The 24,491-nt window shown below is 61.5% G+C and carries 30 protein-coding genes, 1 tRNA gene and 1 pseudogene; 5 read left to right on the plus strand and 27 right to left on the minus strand.

Annotated elements, in window-relative coordinates:
• Positions 1 to 5 precede the first annotated feature (5 nt).
• From IAE36_RS15510 to IAE36_RS15585, 17 genes and pseudogenes are all read right to left on the minus strand, one after another.
• Entirely contained in the window at positions 6 to 884 is an 879-nt protein-coding gene (locus IAE36_RS15510; protein ID WP_201213308.1) for a phage tail-collar fiber domain-containing protein, read from the minus strand.
• Entirely contained in the window at positions 881 to 1,693 is an 813-nt protein-coding gene (locus tag IAE36_RS15515; RefSeq protein ID WP_201213310.1) for a phage tail protein I, read from the minus strand. The genes IAE36_RS15510 and IAE36_RS15515 overlap by 4 nt, the downstream gene beginning before the upstream one ends.
• A complete protein-coding gene (locus tag IAE36_RS15520) occupies positions 1,690 to 2,703 on the minus strand; it encodes a baseplate assembly protein (protein WP_442967461.1) in 1,014 nt (337 codons plus the stop codon). Before IAE36_RS15520 ends, IAE36_RS15515 begins: the two co-directional genes overlap by 4 nt.
• Positions 2,700 to 3,044 carry a GPW/gp25 family protein gene (locus IAE36_RS15525; RefSeq protein WP_201213314.1) on the minus strand — a complete coding sequence of 115 codons (345 nt, stop codon included), beginning with the start codon at positions 3,042 to 3,044 and terminating at the stop codon, positions 2,700 to 2,702. The genes IAE36_RS15520 and IAE36_RS15525 overlap by 4 nt, the downstream gene beginning before the upstream one ends.
• Positions 3,041 to 3,616, minus strand: coding sequence for a phage baseplate assembly protein V (locus IAE36_RS15530; RefSeq protein ID WP_201213317.1), 576 nt, complete (start codon positions 3,614 to 3,616; stop codon positions 3,041 to 3,043). The genes IAE36_RS15525 and IAE36_RS15530 overlap by 4 nt, the downstream gene beginning before the upstream one ends.
• A gap of 60 nt (positions 3,617 to 3,676) precedes the next feature.
• Complete coding sequence (locus IAE36_RS15535) at positions 3,677 to 4,132, minus strand: phage virion morphogenesis protein (RefSeq protein WP_103517940.1); 456 nt, start codon at positions 4,130 to 4,132, stop codon at positions 3,677 to 3,679.
• Complete coding sequence (locus tag IAE36_RS15540; protein ID WP_201213319.1) at positions 4,125 to 4,658, minus strand: phage tail protein; 534 nt, start codon at positions 4,656 to 4,658, stop codon at positions 4,125 to 4,127. Before IAE36_RS15540 ends, IAE36_RS15535 begins: the two co-directional genes overlap by 8 nt.
• Positions 4,642 to 4,908 (minus strand): Rz1-like lysis system protein LysC, encoded by a 267-nt coding sequence (lysC, locus tag IAE36_RS23710; protein WP_236408950.1) that lies wholly within the window; start codon positions 4,906 to 4,908, stop codon positions 4,642 to 4,644. The genes IAE36_RS15540 and lysC overlap by 17 nt, the downstream gene beginning before the upstream one ends.
• Positions 4,832 to 5,206, minus strand: a pseudogene (locus IAE36_RS15545) (hypothetical protein); the annotation flags it as partial. The gene lysC and the pseudogene IAE36_RS15545, both read right to left, overlap by 77 nt.
• Positions 5,203 to 5,415 (minus strand): hypothetical protein, encoded by a 213-nt coding sequence (locus IAE36_RS15550; RefSeq protein WP_201213322.1) that lies wholly within the window; start codon positions 5,413 to 5,415, stop codon positions 5,203 to 5,205. The pseudogene IAE36_RS15545 and the gene IAE36_RS15550, both read right to left, overlap by 4 nt.
• Positions 5,412 to 6,251: an N-acetylmuramidase domain-containing protein gene (locus tag IAE36_RS15555; RefSeq protein ID WP_201213324.1), complete on the minus strand. Its 840-nt coding sequence runs from the start codon at positions 6,249 to 6,251 to the stop codon at positions 5,412 to 5,414. Before IAE36_RS15555 ends, IAE36_RS15550 begins: the two co-directional genes overlap by 4 nt.
• On the minus strand, positions 6,248 to 6,565 hold the full coding sequence (locus IAE36_RS15560) for a phage holin, lambda family (RefSeq protein WP_181098177.1): 318 nt from the start codon (positions 6,563 to 6,565) through the stop codon (positions 6,248 to 6,250). Before IAE36_RS15560 ends, IAE36_RS15555 begins: the two co-directional genes overlap by 4 nt.
• 33 nt (positions 6,566 to 6,598) lie before the next feature.
• Positions 6,599 to 6,811, minus strand: a complete 213-nt coding sequence (locus IAE36_RS15565; RefSeq protein ID WP_201213326.1) for a tail protein X — start codon at positions 6,809 to 6,811, stop codon at positions 6,599 to 6,601.
• Complete coding sequence (locus IAE36_RS15570) at positions 6,811 to 7,287, minus strand: head completion/stabilization protein (protein WP_201213328.1); 477 nt, start codon at positions 7,285 to 7,287, stop codon at positions 6,811 to 6,813. Before IAE36_RS15570 ends, IAE36_RS15565 begins: the two co-directional genes overlap by 1 nt.
• A gap of 97 nt (positions 7,288 to 7,384) precedes the next feature.
• Positions 7,385 to 8,086, minus strand: coding sequence for a phage terminase small subunit (gene gpM / locus IAE36_RS15575; protein WP_201213330.1), 702 nt, complete (start codon positions 8,084 to 8,086; stop codon positions 7,385 to 7,387).
• 2 nt (positions 8,087 to 8,088) lie between these two features.
• A complete protein-coding gene (locus IAE36_RS15580) occupies positions 8,089 to 9,099 on the minus strand; it encodes a phage major capsid protein, P2 family (RefSeq protein WP_063423991.1) in 1,011 nt (336 codons plus the stop codon).
• A 39-nt stretch (positions 9,100 to 9,138) separates the two neighbouring features.
• The gene (locus IAE36_RS15585; protein WP_201213331.1) at positions 9,139 to 9,987 is read right to left on the minus strand and encodes a GPO family capsid scaffolding protein; all 849 of its coding nucleotides are present in this window, start codon (positions 9,985 to 9,987) and stop codon (positions 9,139 to 9,141) included.
• Positions 9,988 to 10,139: 152 nt separating this feature from the next.
• Between IAE36_RS15585 and IAE36_RS15590 the strand changes: the two genes are divergently transcribed.
• Positions 10,140 to 11,891: a terminase ATPase subunit family protein gene (locus IAE36_RS15590; protein WP_201213332.1), complete on the plus strand. Its 1,752-nt coding sequence runs from the start codon at positions 10,140 to 10,142 to the stop codon at positions 11,889 to 11,891.
• On the plus strand, positions 11,891 to 12,913 hold the full coding sequence (locus IAE36_RS15595; protein ID WP_201213333.1) for a phage portal protein: 1,023 nt from the start codon (positions 11,891 to 11,893) through the stop codon (positions 12,911 to 12,913). The genes IAE36_RS15590 and IAE36_RS15595 overlap by 1 nt, the downstream gene beginning before the upstream one ends.
• Positions 12,914 to 13,389: 476 nt before the next feature.
• Here IAE36_RS15595 and IAE36_RS15600 read toward each other — a convergent pair whose 3' ends face one another.
• The 3 genes from IAE36_RS15600 to IAE36_RS15610 form a co-directional block, all read right to left on the minus strand.
• Positions 13,390 to 13,788 carry a DUF2513 domain-containing protein gene (locus IAE36_RS15600; protein WP_201213334.1) on the minus strand — a complete coding sequence of 133 codons (399 nt, stop codon included), beginning with the start codon at positions 13,786 to 13,788 and terminating at the stop codon, positions 13,390 to 13,392.
• Between the two features lie 723 nt (positions 13,789 to 14,511).
• A tRNA-Thr gene (locus IAE36_RS15605) sits at positions 14,512 to 14,587 on the minus strand.
• A 98-nt stretch (positions 14,588 to 14,685) separates the two neighbouring features.
• A complete protein-coding gene (locus tag IAE36_RS15610; protein WP_201213335.1) occupies positions 14,686 to 14,934 on the minus strand; it encodes a hypothetical protein in 249 nt (82 codons plus the stop codon).
• A 470-nt stretch (positions 14,935 to 15,404) separates the two neighbouring features.
• On the opposite strand from IAE36_RS15610, the gene IAE36_RS15615 reads away from it, so the two are divergent.
• A complete protein-coding gene (locus IAE36_RS15615) occupies positions 15,405 to 15,701 on the plus strand; it encodes a DUF3077 domain-containing protein (protein WP_201165070.1) in 297 nt (98 codons plus the stop codon).
• A gap of 288 nt (positions 15,702 to 15,989) precedes the next feature.
• Here the strand turns inward: IAE36_RS15615 and IAE36_RS15620 are convergent, their stop codons facing one another.
• The 5 genes from IAE36_RS15620 to IAE36_RS15640 all read right to left on the minus strand — a co-directional run bounded on the left by IAE36_RS15620 (position 15,990) and on the right by IAE36_RS15640 (position 20,298).
• Complete coding sequence (locus IAE36_RS15620) at positions 15,990 to 17,195, minus strand: methyltransferase (protein ID WP_201213337.1); 1,206 nt, start codon at positions 17,193 to 17,195, stop codon at positions 15,990 to 15,992.
• Between the two features lie 126 nt (positions 17,196 to 17,321).
• Entirely contained in the window at positions 17,322 to 18,011 is a 690-nt protein-coding gene (locus tag IAE36_RS15625; RefSeq protein WP_028635318.1) for an ABC transporter permease, read from the minus strand.
• Entirely contained in the window at positions 18,008 to 18,703 is a 696-nt protein-coding gene (locus IAE36_RS15630) for an ABC transporter permease (RefSeq protein ID WP_028635317.1), read from the minus strand. The genes IAE36_RS15625 and IAE36_RS15630 overlap by 4 nt, the downstream gene beginning before the upstream one ends.
• A gap of 54 nt (positions 18,704 to 18,757) precedes the next feature.
• Positions 18,758 to 19,513: an ABC transporter substrate-binding protein gene (locus IAE36_RS15635; RefSeq protein WP_028635316.1), complete on the minus strand. Its 756-nt coding sequence runs from the start codon at positions 19,511 to 19,513 to the stop codon at positions 18,758 to 18,760.
• Between the two features lie 11 nt (positions 19,514 to 19,524).
• On the minus strand, positions 19,525 to 20,298 hold the full coding sequence (locus tag IAE36_RS15640; protein WP_201213339.1) for an ABC transporter ATP-binding protein: 774 nt from the start codon (positions 20,296 to 20,298) through the stop codon (positions 19,525 to 19,527).
• Positions 20,299 to 20,937: 639 nt separating this feature from the next.
• On the opposite strand from IAE36_RS15640, the gene gabP reads away from it, so the two are divergent.
• The gene (gene gabP / locus IAE36_RS15645) at positions 20,938 to 22,323 is read left to right on the plus strand and encodes a GABA permease (RefSeq protein ID WP_028635314.1); all 1,386 of its coding nucleotides are present in this window, start codon (positions 20,938 to 20,940) and stop codon (positions 22,321 to 22,323) included.
• A 119-nt stretch (positions 22,324 to 22,442) separates the two neighbouring features.
• On the opposite strand, the gene IAE36_RS15650 is transcribed toward gabP, so the two are convergent.
• A complete protein-coding gene (locus IAE36_RS15650; protein WP_201213341.1) occupies positions 22,443 to 22,886 on the minus strand; it encodes a hypothetical protein in 444 nt (147 codons plus the stop codon).
• A gap of 126 nt (positions 22,887 to 23,012) precedes the next feature.
• Between IAE36_RS15650 and IAE36_RS15655 the strand changes: the two genes are divergently transcribed.
• A complete protein-coding gene (locus tag IAE36_RS15655; protein ID WP_201213342.1) occupies positions 23,013 to 23,549 on the plus strand; it encodes a hypothetical protein in 537 nt (178 codons plus the stop codon).
• 11 nt (positions 23,550 to 23,560) lie between these two features.
• Here IAE36_RS15655 and ppk2 read toward each other — a convergent pair whose 3' ends face one another.
• Positions 23,561 to 24,433: a polyphosphate kinase 2 gene (gene ppk2, locus IAE36_RS15660; protein ID WP_201165688.1), complete on the minus strand. Its 873-nt coding sequence runs from the start codon at positions 24,431 to 24,433 to the stop codon at positions 23,561 to 23,563.
• Positions 24,434 to 24,491: the final 58 nt, after the last annotated feature.

Consider the following 24,491-nt stretch of genomic DNA (forward strand, 5'->3'; position numbering starts at 1 on the left):
AGGTCTTATGCTCCGTGGATGATTTTTGTCAGTTGGGTTTGAGTGGAAATGACCGCTTCGGCTGTGCTGATACCCATGCTGCGCACGCCCTCGTGGTCGGTTGTGTGTTTCTGCTCCGCCGCAGTCAGCCGCTCGCTGATGCGAGTTACCTGCTCACCTGTTGAGGTCTGTCGGCGGGCCAAGTCAGTAATCTGCTCCTGCTGCTCCATGCCTCGCGTCTGCTCGCCGATTACCGCCTCAGCGGTGCTGATACCCATGCTCAGCAGTCCATCGTGGTCATCTGCCTGGCGCTTCTCGACCGACAGCAGGCGCTCAGTCAACTGATCGAGCAGCCTGGTCGTTTTCTCGCCGGTGATCTGCTGCTGCTTGGTCAGCGCATCAACCTGGTCCTGCTGCTGCAGGTTGCGCAGTTGCTCACCCAGTAAGGCGCTGGCCATCGCTGCCAGTGGCGCAGCCAAGGTCAGATTGAGCCCAGCGGCATTGCTGTTGATGGTGACGCTGTCTGCGGGTAACGCCGACAAGGACAGGTCATAGGCCAGCAGCAAGTCGGTGCCAGCGGCCTTGTAGGTCAGAATCTCGGTGGCGTGCGACCACACCGCCAAGAGCGTGCCGTCTGCCAGCAAAAAGCCGATTTCGCGGACCCAGAAAGCCGCGTTGCCGTCTGCCAGCGCCGTCAGGTGAATCAGCGTGTCACTTAGCCGCTCACCGCCTGAAATGGGGTACTTCGCCACCTGCGCGCGCAAGCTGGTTTGCTCGTTGCTTGGCGTGTAGCCGGCAGTGCCAAGCACGACATGGGTGATCTCAGCCGCCAGGCCGGTGTTGCTCAAGCTCCAGATCCCCGCCAGGCCGGCTTTGGTGATCACAGGTTGCAACGGGGTACTCATAAAACAGCCTCCATCGTGCCGCGCACGACGATACGGGCGCGGGCCGCATTGGCGACCTGCACATTTGCCTCAACATGGATCGGAACGCCCAGCGCCTCGACATAGCCCCGAGACACCGCGCGCGCTTGGGTTACGCTTGCCCACTGTAGGGTTTGAGCTGACTGCGGAATGGGGATCGGCTCGACTTCCAAGGTCGAGCGGTGCAGCGTCCGCCCCTGGGCAGCATTGACAAACTGCAGGGTCTGCGCCGAAGGATCGAGCGGTACCGCCTGCGCCTCGACGCTACGGCGATGCAGCAGCCAAGCCTGACTGGCGTTGGCCATGGTCAAACCGCCGTCGAAGCGGGCACCGAGCCGGAAGGTGTAGTGGCTTCGCTCGTTCTTGGCAGCATCGACCAGGGTACGCAGGCGTTGCTCCAGTTGCGGCGAGATGATCGAGCCTTCGCCCGGCCGGTTTTCGTTGGCCCAGGCCGTGACCTGGAACGTGTAGGGCGCCGCGTTGGGGATCTGGTGCCACTCTTTGAAATCCGCGTTGACCCGCACAGCCTTTAGCACCCTGCGGATCGCGCCGACCGTGCCCTTGGTACGATGTACCGGTATTGCCTCGCTGATCAGCTCCCGGCGCTGGTCGTCGGTGTACGCCGCTTCCCAGCCTTCGACCTTCAGTGCCCATCCCAGCCAGGGGAGGAAGTTCGCTGGGCAGCGCGCCGAGTCAGCGACTCCACGAATAATGTCCGGATCAAGGTCATGGTCGCGGGCAGCTTCTAACACTCGCTCCAGGAGCGTGGAATTCAATGGCAGAAGGCTCATGCGACCACCTTCGTGCTGAGAGAGATGGACACGCATTCGGGATAGTGGCGCTTATCGCACACGATTTCGTCGTTGGGCTTCTTGAGGTCCACCCGGCGTACGCCTTGTACATGCAAGGCTGCATAGACTGCTGACAGAGACATTTGCCCTTCCAGATTCCGTGCTGCAGCTATCGCCTTGTCCAGGCTGGCCCGTGATGCAGCCTGGACTACAGAAGGCTCTGGCCCGGGCTCCAGTTCCAGGGTCGCCAGCACTTCGAAGTTGACCGGCTGACCCAACTGCGCTCGTGGCCGATCGGTAACGGGCCGCACGCTCTCGGCGGAAAGGCCGGCCTGAACCTTGGCTACCAGATCCTCGGGGGGTTCTTGGCTATCGGCCCGTGGCAGTACGGCCAGGGATACGTCCCCCGGCAAAGGATCGGTCAGGCCGGCGGTGTAATCGCACACCAGGACGATGGCACCGGCCGGGAGCAGCGCTTTCAGCTCATCGGGCACCGCCAGGCCGCTGAATCGGGGGGAGTCCACTGATACGCTGGCGATATTGGCGGAGGCACTCAACCCATGAAACTCATACGCCCCGCGACTGCCGGCGCTGGAAAGGGCCTCAAGCGACAACCTGGTGCGGTATCGCAGCGCTTCGTCGCTTTCCATGATCGCAGGCACAGGTGGCACTGCGTCAGGGTCTGCCGGGCGCAGGATCAGCTTCTGCACGCCGTAGTCCGCCGCACGGTTCTCCAGATCAGCACCCGTGGCATAGGCCAGAAGACTGGCTTTGGCCGCATCATTCACGCGCTGCCGGAGTACCAGCTCGCGATAAGTGCTCTCCTCGAGCAGCTTGGTGACTGGATCCGACTTCAAGGCAAGCCGTGCTGCGATAGCTGGCTGCTCGGCCAGGGGATAGCTGCTGAGATACTGGGCCTTGCGGGTGACCAGGAGCGCTTCGAAGTCGAGCATCTCCACAACATCTGGCGGGGGCAACAGGCTCAGATCGATCATGCGGGTGGCAGTCATTGGGCAGCCCCCAGCTGGATTGGCGTTCGGATATTCAGGGCGGCATTGGTGTCGTTCTGCTTTGCCTCAATTTCCAGCGTGGCGCCACCGGACAGGGAATCGACGTCCAGGCGCACTGCTGCCAGGGTGATACGTGGCTCCCACTGCATGATGGCCACGGCTGAGGCGGCGTACAGCCGCAGACGGTTGGCCGCATTGAGGGGCTGGTCGATCAGTTCGGGGACAAGGCTGCCGTAGTCGCGGCGCATTACCCGGGTACCGATTCTCGTCGTCAGGATGTCCACGATGGACTGGGCAATGTGGGCCTCTTCCGAGATGGCCTCGCCGGTGTGTCTGTTCATTTCACTGGGCTCCCGGTCTGACCTGGTCCAGGCATCACACCCGCGTGCACATGCTCGACCAGGCTGACGCCGGCGGCGATGACGTCGATCGACACCTCCACCTTGCCGGTGACCTTCTGGTTGCCGGTCTGGGTGTAGTTCCCCTCATGCACGATGTCCCCGACGATACGGATCCCCCCGTCGCTGATGACTTCGGATGTGCCGCCGGACGGGAGGATCGCGCGTAGGTGGTGGGCGACGCTGTCGTACTCGACCACTGCGCCATCGACGTAGGTGCGGCGTTTGAGGCCTGCACGATCGCCATTTGCGGGGATTGCGTCACTGAACAGGCCGGTGATGACGATGCCGTTGGTCAGTTGTCCGCTGGGGGACAGCAGTATGACCTGCTCGTCTACTGTGGGCGGATCCCAATCCCGGTCGGCACCAGCTCGCAGGGCGAGCCAGGGCAACCAAGTGGTCAGGATGCCGCCAGTGCGAACCTGGACACGCGGCGGCGCGTGTTGCACCTCGGCAATCGTGCCAAGGCGGACGAGGTTTTCGAGCAGACGGTTGAGTTCGGCGATCGAGTTCATGGCGCGATGGTCGCGCCACGCACGCGCAAGCGCAGCACGCTGCGCTTGTAATGCGGGGGCCTACAGGCTGAGGTGGGAGAGAATGGCGTCTTTCAGGCTTTCCAGATCCGCGCTGCTGACGCCCAGCAATTGCCGTTCTTCGTACTGGGCCGTTGGCCCACGCGGGGCGATTCGGTCGCGCAAGCCGTACTGGTGCACGCGGGCAATGCGGCCGACTCGGCCGGAGAAACCGACCCCGATGCCTTTAGCATCACCGCTGGCCTTCAGATAGCTGGCCCGGCGCAGCTTCTGAAACATCTTGGCCTTGGCCTTCACACGGCCGACCTTCTCACGCAGTTTGTGGGGGCGACGGGGGGCAAACGGGGTGCCGTCTGGATTCCGCTGGCTTGCGATCCGCGTCTGTTGCTGCCGGCGCAGCTGCTGCGCAAGAGTGCGGGCCAGTTTGATGCGGCCAGCTGGTTCAAGTCGCTGTAGGAGTGGGCCGGCGAAGTCCTCCAGGTCGTTGAGGTTAGCCATGAGTTGGACGCCGCGGGTGCATTGCTGGAAGAGCCATGGTCTCTGCCGGGGCAGGTGGTTGCCACTCGGCCACCAGTTCGCCACCCGCATACAGGCTCACTGGGCCGTGTTCTACGAAAGGCTCATACGGCAGCTCGGGAGCGTGGGTTACCTGAAACGTCCCATCGTCCTGGCGCTTCACCACCACTCGCTCGGTCAGCGCCAGGGTGATGCTCATGTCCACTTTCGACCCATCCAGGATGTCGGCTTCGAACTTGATCCCTTCGGCGGACTTATCCAGGTTCGTCATCAGCTCGGACTGGTTAACCCGCGCCCAGCCCAGGATCGGCAGCATGACGCTGTCTGGGTCGCCGGCGAAGTCGGTGAGCATGATCTGCAGCGTGTAGCCGTATTCGAAGGACAGGCTTGCGGCGGCGGTGCACCGGACCTTGCCGGCATCGATGAACATGAGCAGTCGTTCGGGGTTGTTCTTCAATCCTGGTACTGCGGCGAGCAGATGCTCGCGAAGGCTATTTGGCTTGTCCATGGGTCACCTGGTGCTGGTAAACAAGATCGACCTGGGCGGCACATTCGGCCCAGGCCAGTTCGGTGCGCTCTTGGTCAGTCAGCAACTGCCCGTTGCGGCTCGGGGATGTCGCTTGCAGGGTGCACGGCACCACCACTGGACAACCACTGACCGTAAGCGTCGGCGCCGGTGATGGCGGGGCGCTGCCGCAGCCGGCGAGCAACATCAGGCAAAGGCCGGTCAGCCCATTCCTGCAGTTCCTTGATTTCATGCTTGAGGTCCTCGATCTGCTGCTCGCGCTTCGCCAGGCCTGTGCGCAGCTCACCCTGGAGCGTCAGCAGCTTTTTTTGGCCGTCACGAATGGTCGTCAGCGTGGCTATCAGTTCGTTGGTGTTGGCGAGATTGCGCTCTGCCGTGGTCTGCGCGGCTGCGATCTGCTCCTCGAGGAGCTTGGTCTTCGCATTGCTGGCATCGAGATACTGGTCGATACCCCAGACCGCCAGGCCGAGAACGAGCGGTATCGCAATGGCGCCGGCGAGCAGGAATGGGGCAGGGCGCAGGTCAATCATTTCCGGTACCAGCCCAATGCGTTCATGTCGGACTCGTCCAGCTTCTCCACATCACCGATGACAACCAGGCAAGGCGAGGCATTGAGCTGTTGCAGGGCTTTCCGAAGCTCTTCGAAATGGCCGTGGTCGAAATCATCCGGTAAGACCAGGACATCGTTTGGTTGGAGGCGGTGTACCGCGAGACCTTCGAGCAGCTCTTTGTAGTTCATGCGGCCCCCTGAGCGAGTGCACGGTCCTGGTGGCGCTCGAAGGAACGCTGAAGCTTCACGTCGTACAGGTTTCGCTGGTAGTTGGGGCCGTTGTAGAGCTTGGCCACCGTCGCCCATTTCAACGCTTTGAGCGCCTTGTGCAGCGCCTGGTCGGTCTCGATGAATCGCACGAAGGCGTCCAGCTGGTCCGCTTCGCTGCGTTTCATGGCCGTCACAAAGTCTTGGACGCTGGTGTAGCCAAGCCTTTTCCAGTGGTAGCCCATCACCTGGAAGCCGCCCCAGCTGGCCGACTCCAGCGCGGCTTGCTCGTCAAACTGGCTCGCCTGGGCGAGGCGCTGATGCTCTGCAGTACCACCGATGTAACCGCCGGCCTTCGGGCTGACCAGATTAGGCACCTGCTGGGCCAGTTCGGCAGCGCGCAGGTTCAGCTGTTCCTGATCATCTGCCGGATCCCGTGCTACCTGCAGCCGTTCGTACATGACGTGGCGTTCAAACAGGATGACGGGTTTGCCGTTGTCGAAGAATCCGCAACCTTGGGATTCAACCTCGTTCAAGGCATAGACCGCGGCTACCGGTACGCCAAGCCGCTGGGAGGCTTTGACCAGGTCCGAGTGTTTCAGCAGCTTCCGAACGTCCAGGCCCATCAGGCTGGCCTGAGTTTTTGGCCCGGCCACCCCATCCGATACCAGGCCAGCCTTGAGCTGATAGGCGCGTACAGCGTCTTCGGTAGCGTCACCGTAGTCGCCATCGGTCGCAAGCTTGGCTCCCTTGGCATTCAGCTTGCGCTGCAGGTCGCGAACTGCTTGAGAGCGATCGCCGTGGCGAAGTGTGATCATGTGGCGGTTTCCTCTTTGCGTGTGAAGAACTTCTTCGCGGTGGCACGGGTGAACTCGACGCCCAGCAAGCCGATGACGCCGCCGAAAAACGGGGCTGCACTGATCGGTATGCCGATCAAGGACAGGCCATGGCTTGCCGATAGGGCCAGAGCGCCGCACAGAGGCGCCTCAACCGCCACGCGGCGGATCCCTCCACCGCCATAGATCACCCGAAGGGCGGCGATGACGATGGCCAAGCCACCCGCGTACAGGCCGGGCCAGTTGTGTTCAAGCCAGGCAGCGAGCCAAGCCCAACTTTCGGGGCGGTCAGGCATTTTTTTCCTTCCTTGGTGAAGTGGGGCGCACGATCAGTCCCATAGGCTCACCGTCTGGCGCTCGGGCGCTGTTATCTGGACTTCTGGAAGCGTGACCAGCAGGCCGGCGGGCAGCACCGGGCCGTGGCTAGCAAGGCCAGGATTTGCTTTGAGGACGGCTTCGGCCACACCGGCGGTGCGACCGTAGTGACGCCAGCACAGTGCATCGACGGTGTCGTTTTGCTGGGTGCGCTTCTGCTCGGTCATCACAGCAGCTCCACGGTGGTGCGCGATTTGCCCAGGAAGTCACGGATGGCCCAGCGTTGATCGCGGCGGTAGTCATCGATGGTCGGCGCCGATTCGTCGGCGTTCTTGCTGCCGCTGGCGGTAGTGTCGTAACCGCGGTACCGCTCGCAGACCTCGGCGCCGGCGGCACACTCGACGGCGCGTTCGTACAGGTGTGTGCGCTCCAAGTTGCTGAGGAACTCGTCACCTGGGACAGTGGCCAGGGTGGTGAAGCCTTCGGCCTGTCTGGTGAGCCGCCACTTGGCCAAGTCTCGATTGACGCTGATGATCGCTGCGACCACGGCAGTTTCGACACGGGCAGGGGTGACGCTGGAATCAATGCGCAGGGTTTGCCGCAGCTTGTCCAGGTCGATGGACGGCCAGAAGGGGTCGCTGTTGATGTGGATGCCCGGCACCGACTCGCTCGGTACCAGGCCGCCTGCAATGAATCCGCTCATGGTCGTGCTCTGAATAGGTCGGCGGTGGTCGGGGCTTCACAGCTGAGCCAATGGCCGCTGATCCGCCCCGAGCCGCCGGGTTGCGTGGGACGCTCGGTTAGCTGGCTGGGCCAGCGATTTTCTTATGGAGGCGCTCGGCCTTATCCAGGTCTTTCTTGCCGCCGCAGTTGTTGTCGAGCTTGATGGCTTCCTGCAGCAGCTCGACGCCTGCTTCCACTTGGCCAGGCGAGCCCGGGTTGCTCTCGTCGAGGCCCTGCAGGGTTGCCCGAGCCAGGGCAAGTTTGAGCTTGGCCCGGGCTTCGTCTGGCATGTCCTGCTCTTCCGTGAGCAAGGCGGTGCGGAGCAGGTCGTCCACAGGGAAAGTGCCGCCGGCCTTCTGCGCGTTGAGCGCGGCCGTGGCGACTTCTTCGGCGATCAGGCAGCCCGTGGTGCGGGAAAAGCGGTTCGGGGTTGGCAGGTTGTGTTTCAGCACATACTCAGCAATGTCCAGGCCACCCGGGAAATCACCAGCATCGAAGCGCCAGATCATCACGGTGGTCAGCACGTCATCATGGGCGCCTTGGCCAGCCTCAAGAATGCCGACGACATACGGGACGTAATCGGGCAACAGAATGTTCTTGAGCCTGGCCTTGGCCTGCTTCGACTGCACTTGCTTGAGGCGCAGCTGGTCTTGCTGCAGCTTTGCGAGCATCAGCTCATAGCTGGTCAGGCCTTCCATCATGGCCGCCGGCGCAGTGGCGGCCGCGTCCTTGGCGGCCAGCTTGCGCAGTCGGGTACGTTGAGCGAGAGTCAGAGACATGGTTAGACCTTCTCGATGTTCTCGACCAGGGCGCAGGCGCCGAAGTCTTCCACGACATAAGCCTCGTTCGACGACTGATAGTCGGCGATCTGGTCGGCGTCCGGCTCATCGCGCACATGACGACGGCGCTTCTCGTTCTGGTAGTAGATCGACAGGTTGGACAAAGGGCCTACCCAGACACCGCCCTCGATGAAGAACGGGGCGTCGTACTCGATCGGCAGGCCACCCAGGCGGGTTTTGGCGATGATGTCGTCGGCGGCGTTGGCTTCCTGGTTGGAAGCTGCACCATTTTCCAGTGCTTTGAGCTGCTTCTCGTGCAGCAGAGCATGGTCAACGATCACGACCAGGTCGGAACGCTTGCGATGCCATGGGTCCAGCAACTGGATGGCGTCGAACACCAAGGCGTCGAGGGTCTTGTAGTCGCCAGTAGCGCCGATGGTTACCTTGCCGGCCACCTTGCCTTCATCGATGACGCGCTCTGGCGCGCGCTCGCGCATCTTCTGCAGCCAACCGACGTTGACATCCTGGAGCAGCGGGTTAGCTGTCAGGTCGGTGTCAGCCGCAGCACTGGTGCCGTTGAAACCGATCATGATGCGGTCTAGGCCTTGCTGCTGAGCGATCGAGCCAGACAAGCGGGTCTGGAAGTCTTTGAACTTCGCCCATGCGTCGAGCCGTGCGTAAGGGGTAGCGGTATCGAAGTTGGTTTTCTTGCAGGCGTAGGTGTCAGCGGTGAGGGCGGCAACGTCACGAGGTTGACGGCGTTTGCCTGAACCAGTGGCAGTACGGCCCGCAGTCGGGCCATTCACGCCCAGCAGAATGGCTTCGCCCTCCGCTTCGTCCACGCCGATGATGTTGATCTTTTTCAGGAACGCGCTGGATTCCTGAATGGCGGTTTCCAGCTTCTGCGCCGGGTTCGGTGCCACGGTGTAAGTCTCGGTCACCGAGCTGACATCGTTGATTTTGGCCTGGTTGGTCAGGTAGCCATTGAAGGCGATCCGTGTTGCTTTCTGCATGGTGGGTCTCCGAACTGGTGGTCTGTGGGGCTACGGGGATCAGTACTCGGCCTGGATCTGTCCGTCGCCACCGGTCACTGGTGGGCGTTGCGTCTGGGAGTGGTCTTCGGTTTCGCCCAGGCGCTTGACCAGCTCGTTGAAGTCCTTGGAAAGCTTGTCGTGGTCGGCCTGGAGCTTCTCGCGGGCGTTCTTCTCCGCGGTGAAGGCTTCGGCCTGCTCGGCGCCATGGGTTGCGATCTGTTCGATCAGCTCGCCCAGGGCGGTAAAGCTGGCGGCGTCCTTGCCTTCCTTGTCCTTGCTCTTGCCGAGTAGTTCGCCGACCTTGTCGCGCAATGCCGCGAACATGGATGGGGTTTCGACGACTTCCTCGAATTTGAGGGAGACCTCTTCAGCGGCGCTGAAAAGGTTGTCCTGATGCTGCTTTCGAGCAGCCAAGCCGCTCTGCGAACTGAACTTGAGGGCTTCAGTACCCAGGCTGGCTGGGCTGTCGGTGACAGCCAAACCCACCAGGTAAGCCTTACCGGTCTCGGCAAAGTTCGGTCGAACCTCTGCCGAGGTGTAGATTTTTTGTCCTTTTTTGTTCAGCTCGACCAGGCTCGCGGTCGGCTCGATCTTCGCGTACAGGCCGAGCTTCTTCTCGCCGTTGATCTCGACCTCTTCCGCTTTAAGGGCCAGCACGTCGCCGAATGAACCGAACAGGGTGTCCGGGCCCAGGCCGCGAATGTGCTCGCAATTAAGGCGGGCGCCGTAGGTTTTCGGGTCGTAGGTCGCAGCCATCTGCTCGATCCAGGAGCGCTCGATGGTGCGGCCGTCAGTGGTTGCGCCCTCGACGAAGATGCGGAACCAGTCGGAGCGGTAGTTCTTGGCGGGGGCGTTGCTTGCGGCCATGTGGGCAGTCCTCAGTGCGGTGGCGTTGTGCCTTGCGATGAGGGGCATGGTCCGCAGCCGGGACACCAGCAGCAACGTGCTGCACTTGTAGGCCTCACGACTACAGTGGGCGGCAGTGGGTGAATACGCGCGCGAGCGGCAGCATCGGCGCCATGAACACAACCGCCCAACCCACGCTCGATCCGCGCCGCCAAGCCAAGTTCATGTACTGGACGGGTTGGCGCATCACCGATATCGCCACTTACCTGGGCGAGAAAGAGAAAACCGTCCACAGCTGGAAGGCCCGGGACGAATGGGATAGGGCGGACAACGTCGAGCGTATCGGCGGCGCGCTGGAGGCGCGGTTGGTACAGCTGATCCTCAAGGACGGCAAGACCAGCGGCGATTTCAAGGAAATCGATCTCCTGCACCGCCAGCTGGAGCGGCAGGCACGGATTCAGCGCTACCAGGGCGGCGGTACCGAAACCGACCTCAACCCGAACATCGCCAAGCGCAACGAAGGGCCGAAGAAGCAGCCCAAGCGCAACGAGCTGGATGAGGACCAGATCGAACAACTGGTCGAAGCGTTCCGGGATAGCTGCTTCGATTATCAGCTCGACTGGTACCGCGCAGGCAACCAGCGTACCCGGATGATCCTCAAAAGCCGGCAGATCGGCGCCACGTTCTACTTCGCCAGGGAAGCGCTAATTGACGCCATCACGACCGGCCGAAATCAGATTTTCCTGTCGGCCAGCAAGGCCCAGGCGCACCAGTTCAAGACCTACATGCAGGCGTTCCTCAACGAGGTGCTGGGCATCAAACTCACCGGCGACCCCATCGTGCTCTGGAACAACGCCGAACTGCACTTCCTGGGGACCAACTTCCGCACCGCCCAGGGCCGATCGGGCAATTTCTATTTCGACGAATTCTTCTGGGTTCACGGCTTCGCCGAGATCAACAAAGTCGCCTCAGGCATGGCGCTGCACAAGAAGTGGCGCAAGACCTATTTCTCGACGCCGAGCAGCATGGCTCACCCGGCGTACACCTGGTGGACCGGTGAGCGGATCAACAAGGGCAAACCTACCGCCCAGCACATCCAGCTGGATGTGACCCATGAGGCACTGCAGCAGGGACGGCTCTGCGAGGACAAGATCTGGCGGCAGATCGTCACGATCATGGACGCCGAAGCCAGGGGCTGCGACCTGTTCGACCTGGATGAACTGAAGCTTGAGTACGATGCTGCAGCCTTTCAGAACTTGCTCATGTGCCAGTTCGTGGATGATGGGCAGAGCATTTTCCCGCTGAGCATGTTGCAGCCCTGCATGGTGGAAAGCTGGGATTGGCCTGGCTACAGCCCGTTTGCTGCCAGGCCCTACGGTGAACGTCCCGTGTGGGTGGGCTACGATCCGGCGGAAACCGGCGACTCGGCCGGCCTGGTGGTGGTGGCTCCGCCACTGGTACCGGGTGGGAAGTTCTTCATCCTGGAGAAACACCAGTTCCGCGGGATGGACTTCAATTCCCAGGCCGAGACCATCCGCCAGATCACCAAACGCTACAACGTGGCTTACATCGGCATCGATACCACCGGCATGGGCAGCGCCGTCGCGCAGCTGGTGCGCCAATTCTTCCCGGCGCTGCGCACCTTCAGCTACAACCCCGAGGTCAAGACGCGCCTGGTCATGAAGGCCTGGGACGTGATCAGCAAGGGCCGCCTGCAGTTCGATGCCGGCGCTACTGACATTGCCCAGTCGCTGATGGCCATTCGCAAGACCATCACCCCTGGTGGTCGCCAATTCACATACACCGCGGGCCGGAATGAGGCCACTGGCCACGCCGACCTGGCCTGGGCGCTCTTCCACGCGCTGCATAACGAGCCCCTCGAAGGGCAGACCGCAACCAACACACGCATCATGGAGATCTTCTGATGGGCAACATCGATCAGGTCGGCGCCTTGCCGGCGACCGCAGGTGAGCTGCTCGGCAACCCCTGCGCCCGGGCAGAGGCGTTCACCTTCGGCGACCCTGTACCGGTCCTGGACGGGCGAGAAATCCTGGATTACCTGGAGTGCTACGACAATGGCCGCTGGTACGAGCCGCCGGTATCCCTGGACGGCTTGGCCAGGTCATCGAAGGCCAGCGTCTACCTGCAGTCAGGCCTGATCTTCAAGCGCAATGCACTGGCCAGGACCTTCAAGCCCCACAGGCTGCTGAACCGACAAGCCTTCGAGCAGATCGTCATGGACCTGGGCTGGTCGGGCAACCTGTACCTGGAGAAGCGCGACAACATGCTGCGGGACACCCTCGGGCTTCGGCCATGCCTGGCCAAGTACATGCGCCGCGGCTCCGATCTGCAGACCTATTACCAGGTGCGCGGCTGGCGGGATGAGCACGAATTCCGGCCGGGAAGCATTTGCCACCTGCGTGTGGCCGACATCAACCAGGAGGTGTACGGACTACCTGAGTGGCTGCCGGCGCTGCAGTCCGCACTGCTAAACGAGGCGGCGACTCTGTTCCGGCGCAAGTACTACCAGAATGGCAGCCATGCGGGGTTCATCTTGTACATGACCGATGCCGCCCAGAACGAAGACTTTGTCGACGACTTGCGAAAGGCGATGAAGAGCAGCAAGGGGCCGGGCAACTTCCGCAACCTCTTCATGTACGCGCCCAACGGTAAGAAGGATGGCATTCAACTGATCCCGATCAGCGAGGTGGCAGCGAAGGACGACTTTGGCGCGATCAAGAACATCAGCCGCGATGACCAGTTGGCCATGCTGCGTATCCCACCACAGCTGATGGGCGTTGTGCCTCAGAACTCAGGCGGTTTCGGTTCTGTGCGAGAAGCTTCAGATGTCTGGGCCTTGAACGAACTTGAGTCAGAACAGGCAAGGCTACTCCAGATTAACGATTGGATCGGCGAAGAAATTGTTCGATTCAATGTGAACCAGTAATCAATATGCAAAAAAAAAGCGCCTTCAAGGGCGCTTTTTATAACCGATCTATTGACATCGGTAAAAAATGTGATACAATTCGTGGTTATGTTCAGTCACAAAAAGTAGTCACATAACGGTATACGGATACTATACCCCTGTCTTCATGAAGGGTCAAGCATAGATCAATAAAAACCTGCTTTTTGCGGCTGGCTTCGTGTTCTCCCGGGGCGTTACACGGGATCAACCTAAGAAGGAGTCGCATATGGACCCAGCAACCTTAGCCCTCGTGGCGACCGTGCTTGCCATTGGTTCAGCGTTCCTCAGCATCGTTATCAAGACGATCCAGCTGAGAAACCTGATCAAGCAAGAACGTAAGAAGTGATTGAAGACCGCCGGCTCACCCGGCGGTTTTTTTATACCTGCAAAAAAGAGTCATGGACCTGGCGGCGGTGATGACCCCAAGTCGCCCAGATCGGACTGGTGCGTGCCACTTTCTAACCCAACTCGATGTCGGTCAGCTTCTCTATCTGCTTTTTGATGAAGCCTTTACCAAGCGCGGCCAAGGTATCCAGCGTAAAGCCCCCGGCTGCAGTAGCTCCTTTTTTGGTTAGCGCCCAGATCGCATCATCCCGGACCGAATCGATGAAATCGTGGCCTTTTGGGGTGAGCGCTCTGAAGCTGAACTGGCCAGACGGAGTCATACCCTTGCCGCCTGCCAGATCAACCCAACCGCTCTGCAGTATTTGACCGACATGGTAGTAGACCTGATCGTCGTCATAGCCGGGAATGGTTAAGTCATTCTTATAGCTGACCATGGCAATGGCGGTGGCAGGTTTGCTCATCCCTTCGAGTTTAAGCATGAGCTGCCGGATCAGCTCTGGATCCCTTTGCATGTGTGATCTCCCTGGTGGGCGGCGGAGCGCCGCGCCAGGAACTTTAGCCTCAACGGTGCACGGGCACCACTTGGACTCTGTGTGAACACCGGCGCGCGCCCTCGTCCCCCCGCCACGCCTGCGGGCTAAACGTGTCGGAATTTCTGCGCCCCTGCACCCAGGGTCAAGCCGCCCCGTGTCTGGGGTTGTGCAGGTATTGGTGAGCGTGGTCGTTCTGCGAATCCCTGCGCCGAGGGGTTTTTTGTGGCGAAGGGGGAGCTGTGCCGTCTCGTTTTGGGGGGCGCCGTGGGAAAAAGGTAAGTTTTCGTTCAGAGGGGTTGGGTCAGGCTGATGTGTACGGTTTTGCTGGGGTTGGCGGCTAACTTTGGATGGTTAGGAATGGTTAGGATTGAGGTTAGGGATTCTCAAGTGCCTGATTTTAAAGGGTTTTATTTTTGAGAAACTGACTATAGGTAAAGGTAAGGAAATTACTATTACTTAACCTAAACCTAACTTTTATAGGTCTTCTGGAAGCCAGAAATGGAGAGGGATGCAGCCTGTTCGCAGAAAACCTAACCGACCTAACCTTTTTCCGATGGGTCAACATCAAACGGTGGTCGCCCCTAGGGGGAGGCTGGTCGAGGGTGACACGCAGATCGTTGTCTGCGCGTGCCTCTTGTTACGTGCGTTGTTACGCGCGCTGCACAAACGACATGAAGAAACGCGCGTAAGTGCTTGATTTGGTGGTGCCGGCACCAGGAATCGAACCCGGGACCTACTGATTACAAGTCAGTTGCTCTACCATCTGAGCTATACCGGCAATGGGGCGTCATTATAACGATCGTTTTGGGCCTGTAAACCACTTAGTTGCGATTGTTCGCAAATAACCTAAGTCACCGGCCCAAAAGGAGAAATTTCTTACCAGCCGCGGTGGATGGTGTTGATGTTTGGCTCGGTCTTGGCGGGGTTGAAGACCAGCTTGTCGTTGTCGCAGCCGCGCTTGCGGCACGGGGTTTCGGCGCGCAGGGGCAGGCCTTTGTCGCCGCCCAGCTGCATGCCGGGGTGGTTCCAGCCGAGGCTGCTGGATTTGTGATGCGACGGGCCGCTGCTGCAGGCGGTCAGGGCCAGGGCGAAGGCGAGCAGGGCGAGGGGTTTGGATAGGGTCACGGGGTCTGGTCCATTGTCGAATCTGGCGCAACGCCAGATGGCCGCAGGGCTGACAGGCAGCGCGCGACGTCACTTTTTAATGATTTGGGCGGCGGATGATACACGGTTTTTGCGGTTATGTTGGGGGTGATCGCGGCTGAACCCGGTGATGCTGGGGGTGTAAGGGAATTCTGGAAAGGCTGGGAAAGTGTTTCAGGATGGTTGCTTCGGACCTATCCTACGCGTGCCGCCGAAGTATCGCTGTTGTCGGGAAAATGGCTCACGGATACCTTTTCCGGGTCGCTCTGGCGACCGGGTGTGAGAACCCGCTTTAGAACATAGCGGCTGCTTTATGGCGACCGGCACGGGCAGGCTTTGGCCTGGCCGAGCTTCCTATGTTCACTCGGTTTCTCACCCCGTGCACGGTTGCCACCTCTATCCAGTGAGAAGGCATGGATGTGGCGACTCCTCATGAACGTAGGGAGTTGCACATGAAAAAGATCCTTCCTGATTCACCTGCTGCTGTTTCCGATACCGTCACCACCGCAGGCATCGAAACCTTCCTCCCGGCGGGTAGCCCGTCCCTCAACCTCTTGCGTGTACAGCCCGGCATACCTGTGGATGCTGCCTATGAGCATGTGTCGATTTTGATGGGGTACATCAAGCACCTGGTGCGCGAGGGGGATATGGAGGATGACCACAAGTTTTTGGGGGCGGCTGATTATCTGTGTGATATGGCGAAGGCGTTGATGAACGATATCGAGATTGCCAAGGGGCGGGTGCATTGAGACGGGGGCCGCTGATGTCTGCCGTGAGATCGAGCGCTGCATTACCCGCGTCGAACACCTTGCAGCCGTTACCCAATTGAGCTACCGCCAAAATCGCTTATGCACAAGCGGCATCAACTACCTGCGCGAAATGCATGCCGCCTTGCTGTGCCACTTGTCTTTGCGCAAATGCCTGTTTTTGCTGGCCTTGCGGTACCTGAAGGAATAAGCCAGGCGCTGGAAATAGCGCTTGGCTCCAACAGGTAATCACAAGCTTGTTCACAGAGTTATCCACAGGTTTTTCTGCGGCTATCTGCCGCGCTCGGCCAGGATCAGAAGGTTGCGCGGGGTCAATGGATAGTCGCAAAACAACCCCACGCGTACGTCGTACCCCTGTTCTGCCAGGTACAGGGCGCGGTCCAGTACCAGCCACAGCTCCAGCGGGCGGCGGAACAGGTTGCGTACGCGCTCCAGGTTGCGCACCTCGGCCAGGCGCTGCCAGCCCGCCGCTTCCAGCGCGACCCAGTTCGGTTCACCGTGAATGGGTACGTGCTTGAGTGCCGCCAGATCACGGCAATACTGCTCGAACGGTTTGCTCAGCCAGGCCACAGGCAGCGATGGCGTGGGCAGGTACTCGTCGGCCCCGCGTTGCTGGCGTTGAAGCAGGTCGAAACCGAGCCGGCGCGCCATGGACGTATCACGCTGGCGGCGCACGCGGGCACCGGCGGTGACGGTTTCACTCAGGGGTAAACTCAGGTCGTCCAGCGACAGGTGCAGGCTGGAAGCGCGTGCAGCTGTGGATAACGCCTGGTAACTCGGTGTGGCGATACGGTTGTAGCAGCATGGGGCTACGGCCAGCTGCCGGCAGCCTTGCTCGCTGGCCAGCCGCAGCAGGCGCACGTGCAGGTCACCGCAGGCATGTAGAGCGACCACGCTGGTGTCCGAATGCAGATGCCTGGCGCTTTCGGGTGCCATCACATCCTGATGCAGGTGTTGCGCGGGCAAGTGGTGATGGGTGCTCAGTGCCTGGCCAGCTGCAACCAGTTCGGCGTCGTATTCCAGGCACGTCAGTTGCTGGCCGGGTTGCAGCAGGCGGCGGCCGAGGTGGCCTTTGCCTGCGCACCAGTCCAGCCACCGGTGGGGCTGGGCGCCGAAGGCCAGGTGGCTGGCGAAGGCTTCGATCTGCTGCCATTTGCGGCCGGGAACGGCGACGTCTAGGCGGTGGGTGGCTGGCGGCAGTTCGGCCTGGGGCAGGCTGCCGAGCGCGGCGAGCTGTTGGGCTTGCTCGGCCAGTTGCGGGAAGGGGGCGGGCAGGCGGTCAATGCTGCTGTCGGCTTCGGCGTCTGCCAGGGAACATTGGCGCAGGTGGGCGGCCAGTTCGGGGTGGGCGGCCTCCCAGCCCAGTTGCAGGGTGGTGAAGGGGCGCGGTTTCCACAGCTGTTGGTGCTCTACCAGGAACTGGTCGAGGGCCAGGAAGCGGGTGCTTAGGTGGTGGCTGTGGAGGTGGTTGGGCATGAGTAGAAGGTTGTCGGGTTTGGGGGCCTTTTCGCGGGTGAACCCGCTCCCACAGGGTTGGCACAGGTTGGAAGCCTGTGAGGCGCCTGTGGGAGCGGGTTCACCCGCGAAAGGGGCGGTGCGGGGTCAGCGACCTTGGCAGGCGTCTACCCGCAACCAGCGTTCCAGCAACTTGAAGCCCTGCACCAGCAGGAACGAGATCAGCAGGTAGAACAGGCCGGCAGCAAAGAAGATTTCCACCGGCAGGTAGGTGCGGGCAATGATGGTACGGGCCATGCCGGTCAGTTCCAGCAGGGTCACCGTACTGGCCAGGGCGCTGGCCTTGAGCATCAGGATCACTTCGTTGCTGTACGCCGGCAGGCCGATGCGCGCGGCCCGGGGCAGCATGATGTAGAACAGGGTCTTGCCCCGCGACATGCCCAGCGCCCGCGCCGCCTCGATCTCACCCTTGGGGATGGACTGCAGCGCGCCGCGCAGGATCTCGGCGATGTAGGCAGCGGTGTGCAGGGTCATGGTCAGCACCGTGCACCAGAACGGGTCGCGCAGGTACGGCCACAGCGAACTGCTGCGCACGGCGTCGAACTGGGCCAGGCCGTAGTACACCAGAAACAGCTGCACCAGCAGCGGTGTGCCGCGGAAGAAGAAGATGTAGCTGAACGGCACCGCGCGCACGTACCAGTGGCGCGAAGAGCGGGCGATGCCCAGCGGGATGGCCAGAATCAGCCCGGCCACCACGGCAATGGCCACCAGCTCCAGCGTGAGCGTGGCGCCCTGTGCCAGGCGGGGCAGCCACTTGATGATCACTTCCCAATTCATTGTTCGGCCCTCGCGAAGCCGCGAGCGGCGCGTTTTTCCATGAAGTGCATGCCGGTCATGGCAATGATGGTCAGGCCCAGGTAGATGCAGGCGGCGACCATGTAGAAGGTGAAGGGCTCCTTGGTCACGGTCACGCCGATTTGCGCGTGGCGCATGATTTCTTCAAGGCCGATCACCGACACCAGGGCGGTGTCCTTCATCAGGATCATGAACAGGTTGCCCAGGCCGGGCAGGGCGATGCGCCACATCTGCGGCAGGATGATGCGCGACAGGATACGCCCCTTGGTCATGCCCAGGGCCAGGCCGGCCTCGCGGTGCCCTTTGGGGATGGCCAGGATGGCGCCGCGGAACACCTCGGTGGCATAGGCGCCAAAGCACAGGCCCAGGGCGATGACGCCGGCGGCAAATGCACTCAGCTCCAGGCCCGGCATGTTCAGGGCATCGCCCAGGCTGCTCATCAGGCCGACGGTGCCGAAATAGATCAGCAGCACCCACAGCAGTTCGGGTATGCCACGTACCAGGGTGGAGTAGAAGCCGCCAAGCCACTGCAGCGGCTTGATCGAGGAAGTCTTGGCCAGGGCGCCGAGCAGGCCCAGCACCAGCCCCAGCAGCAAGGCGCAAAGCGCCAGTTTTACGGTCATCAGGGTGCCGGCCATCATGGCCGGGCCGAATCCGTGCAGGTCGATATTCATGGGCAGGTCATTTTAGGGACTGGCGCGCCGCAAGGGCGCGCCGGTCGGGGCGGGTCATTCGATGCTGAACGGGAAGTACTTGTCGTTGATCTTCTTGTACGTGCCGTCGGCCTTGATTTCGGCCAGGGCCTTGTTCAGGTCGTCGCGCAGCTTGGTGTCACCCTTGCGCACGGCGATGCCGATCTTGTCGCTGTCCACCACCGGCTCGCCCTTGAACTCGAAGTTGGAGCCGTCCTTGCTTTTCAGCCACTCGTACTGCACGTACTTGTCGGCCAGGATGCCGTCGATGCGGCCGGCGACCAGGTCGAGGTAGGCGTTTTCCTGGGTGTCGTACAGCTTGATGTCCAGGTCGCTGCCGTAGTTGTCTTCAAGCCAGGTGCCTGCCAGGGTGGCGCGCTGGGTGCCGATGGTCTTGCCCTTGAGGTAGGCCTTGTCGGTTTTGAAGTCGACGTTTTTCGGCGCGATGAACTGCAGCTTGTTGGAGTAGTAGGGGTCGGTGAAGTCCACGGCCTGCTTGCGCTCGTCGGTGATCGACAGCGACGACACCAGGAAGTCGAACTTCTTGGCGTTCAGGGCCGGGATGATGCCGTCCCAGTCAGAGGTGACCACCGAGCATTCGACCTTCATCTTGGCGCACAGGGCGTCGCCGATGTCCTTGTCGAAGCCCACGACGTTGCCGCTGGCGTCCTTGTTGTTGAACGGCGGGTAGGCCGCTTCGATACCCATGCGCAGTTTTTCTGCGGCCAGGGCATTGGCCGACATCACCAGGGTGGCTGCAGCGGCCAGGAGAAACTTCTTGTAGGTTTGCATGTATTGCTCCGTTAGCGGTGGCTGGACATGAATTGCTTGCAACGCGCCGAGGTCGGGTTTTCGAAGACCTGATGCGGCGATCCCTGCTCTTCGACCAGGCCCTGGTGCAGGAAGACCACTTCACTGGACACCTGGCGGGCAAAGTTCATCTCGTGCGTCACCAGCAGCATGGTACGGCCTTCTTCGGCCAATGCGCGGATAACGTTTAGCACTTCCTGGACCATTTCCGGGTCGAGGGCCGACGTGGGCTCGTCGAACAGGATCACCTTGGGTTTCATGGCCAGGGTACGGGCAATGGCGGCGCGCTGTTGCTGGCCACCGGAAAGCTGGGCGGGGTAGCTGTGGCGCTTGTCGTAGATACCCACCTTGTTCAGCAGCGCTTCGGCTGCCTCCACGGCTTCGGCCTTGCTCTGGCCGAGGACGCGGCGTGGGGCCTCGATGATGTTGTCGAGGATGGACATGTGCGGCCACAGGTTGAAGTTCTGGAAGACGAAGCCGATTTCGCTGCGCAGGCGGTTGATCTGGCGGTTGTCGGCAGCGATCAGGTCGCCGTTTTTCGCGGCCTTGAGCTTGAGGGCTTCACCGGCAACCAGGATTTCGCCCTGGTGCGGGTTTTCCAGCAGGTTGATGCAGCGCAGCAGGGTGGACTTGCCGGAGCCGGACGACCCCAGGATGGAGATCACGTCACCGTCGCGTGCGGTCAGCGAAATGCCCTTGAGAATTTCCTGCTCGCCGTAGCGTTTGTGCAGGTTGCGGATTTCCAGCGCGGGCGTGGCCTGAGCCATGTGCGGTCCTCATGTGTTCGGGTGCGTTCCCAGCTGTTGGCGGCCTTCCTGGCGTGCGCCAAGCTAGCATAGCGGCATTATGACGGCCAACAGGGTTGCCGGGCAGTCTGGGCCTTGGTGGGGCAGTTTGTCGCATCGTTGCAGCGCAACGTCGCGCGGATGTCCACCCGCGCTGTCGCCCGGCACCTGAGCCTTGATGAAAAAAGGCGCGATGGTGCCAGTTTTGGCCGGCCCAGGGAAGCGCTTTCGGACCGTTTGCTGAGTAAACCTGACCACGCGGGCAGCGATCCACTGATGCCGGGCTGCACCTGGCAAGCGTGTAAAACGGCGTCGTGGTTGTACCTCCCGGTTGCACTTTTTTGCCTCGCTATGGTGCGTGGGTGTTACCGAGGGGCACCCGTGGTGCATTTGTAAGTGGGTATTTCCGTAATCCGATGATTCGGCGATGATTCGGTCACGGGCTGGCCGAATGCGCCCCATCCCGCGTCAATCAAGGCTTACGCACAATCTTGGTGCGGTGGGTTAGCACATGGCGCGCTTATTGCCAGTACGAAACCGCAGATTGCAGCGTTGCCCACCTCAACCCAGGGCACGCCTGACTCGCAATCGATGTGGTCCACTCCTTACAAAGGTAGTTTTATGAGCGGTAACAATTCCAACGACCTCGCTCAGGGGCTCAAACAACGGCATGTGACCATGCTGTCTATCGCTGGCGTCATCGGTGCCGGCCTGTTCGTCGGCTCCGGCCATGCCATTGCCGCTGCCGGCCCCGCCGTACTGCTGGCCTATGCGGCGGCCGGTACGCTGGTGGTGCTGGTGATGCGCATGCTGGGTGAAATGGCGGTCGCCTCCCCCGACACGGGTTCGTTTTCCACATACGCTGACCGCGCCATCGGGCGTTGGGCGGGCTTCACCATCGGCTGGCTGTACTGGTGGTTCTGGGTGCTGGTGATCCCGCTGGAGGCCAACGCGGCGGCGGCCATTCTGCATGCCTGGTTCCCTGCGGTAGACCTGTGGGCGTTCTCGCTGATCATCACCCTGGCACTCACCGTCACCAACCTGTTCAGCGTGAAGAACTACGGCGAGTTCGAGTTCTGGTTCGCGCTGCTGAAGGTGCTGGCCATCATCGGCTTCATCGTGGTGGGCTGCGTGGCCATGTTCGGCCTGGTGCCCAGCAGCCAGGTCAGCGGTATCAGCCACCTGTTCGACACCCAGGGCTTCATGCCCAATGGCCTGGGCGCGGTGCTGGCAGCCATGCTGACCACCATGTTCTCGTTCATGGGTACTGAAATCGTCACCATCGCGGCGGCCGAGTCCAAGGACCCGGGCAAGCAGATCAGCCGTGCCACCAACTCGGTGATCTGGCGTATCTGCCTGTTCTACCTGGTGTCGATCTTCCTGGTTGTTGCGCTGGTGCCGTGGAACGACCCGGCCCTGGCAGAAACCGGTTCGTACCAGACCGTGCTCAGCCGTATCGGTGTGCCGAATGCCAAGCTGATCGTCGATATCGTGGTACTGATCGCGGTGACCAGCTGCCTCAACTCGGCGCTGTACACCTCTTCGCGCATGCTGTTCTCCCTGAGCAAGCGCGGCGACGCACCGGCCATGGCTCAGCGCACCACCAAGGCAGCGACCCCGCATGTGGCGGTATTGCTGTCCACGGCTGCGGCTTTCCTGTGTGTGTTCGCCAACTTCCTGGCCCCGGCGCAGGTGTTCGAGTTCCTGCTGGCCAGTTCTGGCGCCATCGCGCTGCTGGTGTACCTGGTGATTGCCGTGTCGCAACTGCGCATGCGTGCCCAGCGTGAAGCCCGTGGCGAGAAGATCGCCTTCAAGATGTGGCTGTTCCCGGGGCTGACCTGGGCCACCATTGCCTTCATCGTGGCCGTACTGGGCGTGATGGCGCTGCGCGAAGACCACCGTATCGAAATCATCGCCACCGCGTTGCTGAGCATTGCAGTAGTGGCGGCGGGTTTGCTGGTGCATCGCAAGCGTGAAGCTGCAGGGCGGGTGGCGCTGGATAACTGACCCGCGCTGGCTGCAATGAAAAGGCCGCGCCCTGTTGAGGGTGCGGCCTTTTTTTGCCTGTGCTGGCCTCTTCGCGGGTGAACCCGCTCCCACAGGGTGGGCGGGGCTGTGGGGTGATGTCAGCCGAACTGCTTCTGCTGTTGCTGCTGTTTGGCCACAAGCTCGGAAGCGGTGATATAGGCATTCTGGAACTCGTCACTCTCCAGCCATCCCATGGTGGTGTCTTCATCAGCACCGTCGAGCCACTTACGGTAGGCGCTGAACAACAGCACGATGTAGTCGGTGGCGTGTTCTTCCTTGTGCCCCTTGAGCACCAGGGCCAGCAACGGGTCTACCAGGAACACCGAAATCATCGGGACCAGGCCGTCCTCCTGGGCTTCCTTCATCTTCTTGAACAGCGGCTCGTAACTGCCCGATTCCATGGCCTTGTCGTACACCTGCTGAACACTGGCGCTGTCGCCGGCACTGGCCTTGACCGCCTGGCCGCTGCGGACCATGCGGTTCTGCTTGGCCTTGGTGGCGGCGCGCTTGGCGCGTTTCTGTTGCTTGGTGGAGGTGGCCATGAGTGGAGTCCTTTGGGGGTGCCGTGAAAAGTGCGTATTGAAGCGCAGATGCCTGCGAAACCCAAGCAGCTTCGGCAGGTCTCAGACACACTACCCACACTTCATCACCTCCCTGGACCTTCACGGATGAAAGCACCCGTATTAGCCGGCCTGCTGGCCGTTGCCCTGGCCGGCTGTGGCAACATTGCTGCCGTCAAATCGTTCAACACGCCCTATGGCTCACCCACTGCCGGGGACACCGCACGCCTGCGCGTCATCGCCAATGGCATGGTGCGGGCGGTGCCCGAGAAGGATTGCGTGGACTGGTACAGCCCCGGTGCAGGCGTGATTGCTGTACCGAAAAAGGGCTTCGCCGACCGGAACGGCGAAACCCTGGGCATGCCTGCCGGCGCGGCTGTGGGCAGGGGGGATGCTGTTAGCGAAGTGCTGGTGCCGGCCGGCAAGCCCTTCACCTTGCACTTTCTGGACGGCGGCAGTTCCCCGGCATACGGCACCGTGGAAAACTGCCTGGGCATGTTCTGGTTCGTGCCGGAAAAAGGCGCCGACTACGAGCTGGTACTGCGTGGTTACAGCGCCTGTGGCGGCACGCTCAAGCGCCTGGGCAGCACCGATCAGGTGCCCAGGCACAAAGCCGAATACTGCAGCGCCATCGCCAACTTCTAAGGCCAGGCGGGTTACGCCACCGCTTCATCTTCCTCGAAACCGCGTGATGCCCGGCCTACCAGCAGGGCATCCGGCGCGTAGGCCACGCGGTGGTCTTTGCCGGGGTAGTCGAGCGAGTGCAGGAAGTGGCGGATGCAGTTGATGCGCGCGCGTTTCTTGTCATCGGACTTGATCACCGTCCAAGGCGCATCGGCCGTGTCGGTGTGGAAGAACATGGCCTCCTTGGCGGCGGTGTAGTCTTCCCACTTGTCCAGCGACTTGATGTCGATGGGCGACAGCTTCCAGTGCTTCAGCGGGTCGTCGCGGCGCGAGATGAAGCGGCGCAGCTGCTCTTCGCGGTTTACCGAGAACCAGTACTTGAACAGCAGAATGCCGCTGTTGCACAGCATGCGCTCCAGGTCTGGCGCCTGGCGCATGAATTCCAGGTACTGCAGCGGCGTGCAGAAGTCCATCACCCGCTCGACCCCGGCGCGGTTGTACCAGGAGCGGTCGAAGAACACCATTTCCCCGGCCGTGGGCAAATGCTGCACATAGCGCTGGAAGTACCACTGGCCCTTTTCCTGTTCCGAGGGCTTTTCCAGGGCAACGATGCGCGCACCCCGCGGGTTCAGGTGTTCCATGAAGCGCTTGATGGTCCCGCCCTTGCCAGCCGCATCGCGCCCTTCGAATAGAATCACTACCCGCTGCCCGGTGTCCTTCACCCAGCTCTGTACCTTCAGCAGTTCGATTTGCAGGGCGTGCTTGGCCTTTTCGTAGTCCTGGCGTCGCAGCCGCGTGCGGTACGGGTAGCTCGCCGGAAGCTTGGCCGAGGTGCTGTCTTCGGTGCTGCCCTTGGGCGCACTGGCCACTTCAAGCGCGGCGGGTGCCTGGCTGACCTGGGTGATGGCAGGTTCAGGCTTGCGCTGACGAGGGCGGCGCGTGCGTGTGGGGGTGGCGGCGGAT

Origin of the sequence: Pseudomonas sp. S36 (assembly GCF_016647875.1) — a bacterium.
Classification (GTDB): Bacteria; Pseudomonadota; Gammaproteobacteria; order Pseudomonadales; family Pseudomonadaceae; genus Aquipseudomonas; species Aquipseudomonas parafulva.